The organism is Christensenellaceae bacterium, assembly GCA_031260975.1.
In the GTDB taxonomy this organism is placed as follows: Bacteria; Bacillota; Clostridia; order Christensenellales; family UBA1242; genus JAISKJ01.
Genome location: JAISKJ010000007.1, coordinates 45,346 through 51,669, shown reverse-complemented (window position 1 = coordinate 51,669; position 6,324 = coordinate 45,346). Strand labels below are relative to the sequence as shown.

The window sequence follows — 6,324 nt, the reverse complement described above, 5'->3', positions numbered from 1 at the left end:
TCATCTAATATTTCTTTTGATTGTTTCCTAAACACTAGCGGCTTGCCGTTTACAATCGGCCATGCCGCATACTGCACCCAACGGGGTGGTGTTTTATCATACTTAAATAGTTCTTTTATCTTCTCTTTGCACCACTTAATTTTTTCAGTCTTAGTTTTTAAGTCTGTAGGAATTTTGTTAATAATATTTTCAATCAAAAAATTTTCTTCATTTGGGCTCACATCTAGCCAACTGGGCTGAATGTCTAAAAAGAATTTATATCTGTTTTCGTAAAATCTATCAAATTTAATTGGTATATTGTTGCTTTCAAAATAAAAACTTACACATATATGCAGCATACTAGAATAATAGTAACTACTAATGTTTTTAATTGAATTTATAAGAGTATTTGCGGAACACCACCATCCATCACCATCTCTTTTCTTAATTTCATTGTTTATTAAAATATTTCTAATATCTTCACTTGCCTTAAACTCTTTCCAAAAATCTTCTACAGTTATTTTGCCTTCCACAAAATCAGTTAAAATCTGAATTGTTTTTTTATCATGTTCCATTTTATTTCTCCTTTAAACTTCTTTTTACCATTATTGCCCTCTCCTAAAAAATATATGTGAGACCTTGGATAATAAAAACTCCAAAATATAATAAAAATGCCGCACCTGAAACATATGGGATACCAGTTGCGGCAATTATACCTAAAGCTTCACCTGATATACCTAAGAAAGTCTGCCCTTGGGGAGTCTTAAGCCACTCCCAAATATTGTTCACCTGCTTCCCATATGCAGAAGCCACATCCCACATATGCTGTCCTACTTTACTGATTGTTCCCCATGCTTCGTCAAAGAAAGCTTTTGATGTTTCCCAAAAGTTAGCTCCTGAATTTGATGCATTGCTTGCATTAATCGCACCGTTGATTACAGCGCCTCCAACAATTCCTCCAACCCCTATCAGCAGAAGTATTAACAACAGCGGGTTTCTGCCATTTGGGTCGTGAAATTTGTTTGGGTTATTAAGACAGTAAGCGTATAGGTTTAAGCCGTTGATGGCACTTGGGTTTAGCTTCTCTAAGCTATCCATATTAATAAACCTACCCGTCTCGCTATCATAATACCTTGACTTTAGGTAATACAGACCCGTCTCTTGGTCAAAGTAATAACCCCTGTACCTAAACGGATTCAATGTGCCTATGCCGTCAACATCTGTCACAATCGTGCAGTTTCCCCAGGCGTCATATGCATATTGTGCTACAACTGTGCTGTAATTTATTATAATAAAATTTTAAAATCATGTCAAACAATTAAATTTTGAATAATATTGTAGAACAATATTAAAGAATAACAGCCGGCATTTTGCCGACTGTTATTTTTTTAGCCTAGCTTATCTTTTCTAAACATTGAAGCAAAACATATACACAACATAATCCATGAGCATATATGTATGCCCCCTGCAATACTGAAATAGAGTAAATCTATTATATCACACAAAACCAATATAGAAAGTACTATGACTATGAAATATGAGACGACATAAATAAAATTAATAATAATATAGAAAATATTTACATATCCCATAAATTTGATTCTGAAAATTGAAAGTTTTTTAAATTTAAAAGGATTTTCTTTAAAATTTTTACTTTTTTCAATTTTATGTACAAAAACCATAAAATGTACCCAATTAACCAGAATAAGCATAAAGGTAATAGCCAAAATACCTGCAACATAATTAAAAATCTCCATTTCAAACCCTCTTTTCAAGTTCTAAAACCAATATGAAAATAATTTTTCCAAATAATACGTTCCTGTTCCACCCATAAATCTCAACAAACCCGCCTGAACTGCATTTATTGAAAAAGGTTGTATAAAGTGTCTGCCAACCGTCCTACCAAAAGCATCAATCCCCGCCATCAGTCCTCTACTATTTACAGTTTGTATAACATTATTACTTAGCCCATTTGCCATATTAAAAGCTTTGGCGCCATAAGTTAAACCATTTCCACGAAAAGCTCCAGCCACAAGTCCAATTCCGAAAGACATGAATAGACCTGCTTCTATTATTTGGGTACCTTGAACTGCCGAAGCTAATGCATAGTTTGCCATTGATAACATACCGCCAACAGCCATTTGTCCTAGTACTCCAATGGGAGAAACAGCCAATACCCCTGTTAGAGCACCAAACAACGCATCTACTCCAGCAACGCCCCAATTAATGTCATTCCAACCATTGGTAGCCCATTGAGTTCCAACTGAAACTCCAAATCCAACTCCAGCTCCCACTAAAGCTGCTACGCCGAACAAAAGCAGTATCGGAATAACATTTCCATTGGGGTCAGTATGTGCAATCGGGTTATTCAAGCAATAGGCATAAAGATTAAGACCATTAATAACACTTGGCTGTAGATAGGATATATCATCTTGATTAATAAATCTGCCCGTTTGCGGGTCATAATAACGACTCTTGAGGTAGTAAAGTCCAGTCTCAACATCGTAGTAATAACCCCTGTACCTAAACGGATTCAATGTGCCTATGCCGTCAACATCTGTCACAATCGTGCAGTTTCCCCAAGCATCGTATACATACTGGGCCACAACAACATTGCTTGAATTCAGCACGTGTGTTATGTCACCCTGCAGGTTTTTACGATAGTTGTATTGTGTCCAGTTGGCTTCACCTGTCTTTTTTACTCTGAAGCCGTCTATACCGGTGGTATGGTTGTAAGTGAAGTGGATAAGTGTTTCCTTAATGCTGTCAACTGGTTTGGCAATAGAATACAAGTCGTCTCCACAGCGCATATCGTCTCCGCAGTAAATGTTTAAGTCAATGCTGCTTGTGTCAACCGTTCGTTTCTCAGCCATCAGCCTGTCACCATTCCAGATGTATTTGGTTTGTGTGAAGCCATTGGTCTTTCGGGTTCTGAGCCCTGCAACATTGTAATCAAAGATTACTCCGCCTATTGACTTAAGGTTTTTAAGCCTTTCCCATGTCAAGGTCTTTCCTCGGTAAGTTGTAGGGTTGCCAAGTATGTCATAAATGCAACTCTGACCATTAAATAAAGTGAGCTTGTCACCACTGTAAGTATACGCAATCACATCACCGTTTGTCAAATTATTTGTTGGGATATTTGGGCTGAATGGATAAACGGTTTTTGTCAAAATATTGCCATTGTCGTCATATGTAAATACTTCTGTCTTGTTAAGACTTTGATTATCCTCACGCTTCAGACGGTTGATGCCGTCATACTCATATTTTGATGTGTTTCCGCCTGCAGCATATTCTGAAACATTCCCCCTGTCATCATAGTCGTAGGTATAAAGGGTGGCTCCATTCTTAATTCCAAGACTGTTTGCAAAATTTGTGGTGTATACCCCGCTGCCGCCGGCATGACTATATGCCACACCGTTTTTGTAACCGATTTTGTAGGTGACACCGTTCATCTTAAACTCATCCAGCCTGCCAAGCTTGTCTTTAGTTGAACTACTCTCTTTTCCTACCCCATGATTATACTCCCAGATAAAATCACCCTTATTGTCATAACTAAAACTATAGTTATCTATTATACCGGTTTCTCTGTTTCTTATTAAAAGGCTGCTTGGCTGTGCTGAGTTGTTTAGGCTGATGGAAGTAAGGGCTGAAGGTATTTGATTGTTTTCAGTCCCTATGAGTGTGCCCAAAGTGTCATAAGTATAATTGATAATTTCACCTGTAATGCAGTCACAGCTTTGGACAATGCCATGTTCACCATAAACTTGTGTTGACAGGGCTTGTTCATTCCCGCCTGCATCATAGTAGTATGTTTCAACCACACCACCTACAGCATCAACACGGGTTTCAATCTTTTCTCCGCTTGCATAAGTTGAGGTAACAATGTCCACGCCACTCACTCGCTTGTGCGCTGTGCTCACATATACCGTTCCGTCAATTTTAATGTCCTGCTTTGAGTTATATAAACTGCCGTTTTTGCTGTAATATTCAAAGTCGTACACTGTCTTATTGCCCCCGCTATTGCTCGATAAACTCGTCAAAAAATCTTTTGCGTGAGATATGTCGGTTTTGTTAACTATGCCTGAAACATTAGCATTAATCTCCGTGACCTCATAAGTGTCTGGCTTAAAGTTAACCGAAATTTCATTGCTGTCAGGGTCAGTGACTTTTTTCGCCACATTTGTGTCTGGTAAATATTCAATGGATGTCTTCTTTAACGGGTTAAGTTCGCTATACTCCTCAGTAGTGCGCCCCTCCTCCACTTTAACTTTGTGATAAAGCCTCTTGGCAGGCTCATTTGCATGATAAGTCTCCCATTCCTGTATATCAGGAGTTAAAGGATTGATTGGCAATCTCTTTTGAATAATTCCAACTGTTTTGCTGTAACTATTTGTGAAAGTTCTTTGAACTATCTCTTCAAGTTTGTCATCTAAATCATAACTATAATTAAGTTCAGATCCCCTACATATTAATTCTCCTATTACAACAGGACCATTTTCAGTTACCCAAGTTGTTAATGTCTCTTTCTCCAGTTTACCGTTGCCATACTCAAAAGTTTTTGAAACGTCTTTGCGCACAATGTCACCGCCAGCTGTTTTATAGGTACTCGTACTTCCTTCTTCTGTCACACTATTTTGCGGGTCAACCAGCCTACGTTTGCTATGATTTCCACAATAACAATAATCACGTGTATTATTGCCAAACATATCACGTGAATATGTAATATCCCCTATTAAAGGATTATTAAGAACTGTTTCAGCAACCTCAAAACCATTAGTTTTATCCGTACGCTCATAGTCGATTTGCAAACCTGTAGCAACATCATTTTTGATTGCTTTGGTGCCACTTAGATAAGTAAACGCCATTTCCCCACAACCATCAACACCTCCGCTGCCATAATCTGCAACCCCTGATGGTTTTATACTTGCAAAATGAAGAGTGTTTTTTATGTTTGACACCTTATTATTTGTCCAAGTAATTAATACACCCGCCTTTGCTTCACCATAAATTTTGTTAATAAAACTTCCTCCGTTTTGTGATTCAATATAAGTACAATCTCCGTCAGGATAAGTTATTTTACTAATTGTATTATTTGAATAGTTAAACTGAATCTCTCTGCCATTTGCATAAATAATTTTATTAAGCATTCCCGTTATATTATATTGAAATTCAATTAAAACGACCTGTGTCTGATGATCCCTTATTTCCTTATATTTATATTTTGTTGCAGGGTCATAAAAAACCACATCAACTTTCTCTTGATAAAAATCACTTGGATCATTTTTATTGTAGTGCGGTCTGAGAGATATATCAAAATTCTTTCCGTAAAGAGGGTCGGTGGTAGTAGCCGTATTTTTATTGGGGTCCTGATAACTGCAATATGTATGTATTACACTAACACCCTTTACATTGCTTATCGGCGATACATCTTCATGCACATAAGTTAGAGAGCCGCTAGTTAAAGTACTGCTTATCATGTCTATTCCACCGTTACCCGCTTTTCCCAAATCAAATGTATGTATCATTTTTTCTTTCTCCTTTTGTTAATTTTTACAGCCACGACTTGGCGGCTATTTGCTCCTGTGTTTTATTGGTTACTACTTGTTCAATTTCTTTTGCCATTTCTGCTTTTTCTTTAGCCTTCATTCTTACATTTACTTTACGGGTAAGCTCTACAAGCTCTTCCACCTTTTCGCTTACCTGGTCTTCCTTAAAGGGAATATCATTCTTTAAGGCAAACTGACTTGCTTTTGTCATAACATAAGCCTTTTTCTCTTCGCCGGTGTAAGCAGTAAATTTTTTCGCCTCTTTAATAAACGGCAGAACGGCATTGCCAATTTTTATCGCCTGCTCAGCAACCCTTTTGGCTTTTGAATTGCTAACGGTTTTTGCAATAAACGTAAAAACCGTTATTAGCAAACCCAAAATGGTGCCCGACATCGATAATATAACTTCTAAATTTGCCATAAAAGCCCACTATATCCAAATTGGATTATTAAGAGTGTCGGAAGCTTTACCTTCCAGCCATTCAGGTTTTTTAGGTGCCTGCTTTGTGTTAGTAACATTTAGCCAAGTTTGATACCACTGTGATAATTCTTGTTTTTGATCAAATGTAAGACTGTCATACCAAAATTGACCTCGGTTAATTATTGGAAAACATTCCTGTTCACGCCTAAATCGCAAAATATCTACTTCATTCTCTTGAACCGGATCAGGTTTTGTGACGATATAATAATCTTCAAAATCTTTAATAATACATTGATTACTATTGCACCAGTTGGCTAATTCTGTATACTGCTTTTCAGTTTCACTGTTTAATGGTTTTAAAATTTTAGTTCCTATCAT

5 protein-coding genes are annotated in these 6,324 nt (G+C 37.1%); all 5 read right to left on the bottom strand.

Going from position 1 to position 6,324, the window contains the following annotated elements; all coding sequences use genetic code 11:
- Positions 1–554, bottom strand: a 554-nt coding sequence (locus tag LBN07_05275) for a hypothetical protein (GenBank protein MDR0850852.1), incomplete at its 3' end; no start/stop codon positions are given.
- A gap of 43 nt (positions 555–597) precedes the next feature.
- Positions 598–1,266: an RHS repeat-associated core domain-containing protein gene (locus LBN07_05270; GenBank protein ID MDR0850851.1), complete on the bottom strand. Its 669-nt coding sequence runs from the start codon at positions 1,264–1,266 to the stop codon at positions 598–600.
- A gap of 491 nt (positions 1,267–1,757) precedes the next feature.
- Positions 1,758–5,504 carry an RHS repeat-associated core domain-containing protein gene (locus LBN07_05265; GenBank protein ID MDR0850850.1) on the bottom strand — a complete coding sequence of 1,249 codons (3,747 nt, stop codon included), beginning with the start codon at positions 5,502–5,504 and terminating at the stop codon, positions 1,758–1,760.
- Between the two features lie 25 nt (positions 5,505–5,529).
- Positions 5,530–5,946 (bottom strand): hypothetical protein, encoded by a 417-nt coding sequence (locus tag LBN07_05260; protein ID MDR0850849.1) that lies wholly within the window; start codon positions 5,944–5,946, stop codon positions 5,530–5,532.
- A gap of 9 nt (positions 5,947–5,955) precedes the next feature.
- Positions 5,956–6,324, bottom strand: a complete 369-nt coding sequence (locus LBN07_05255) for a hypothetical protein (GenBank protein MDR0850848.1) — start codon at positions 6,322–6,324, stop codon at positions 5,956–5,958.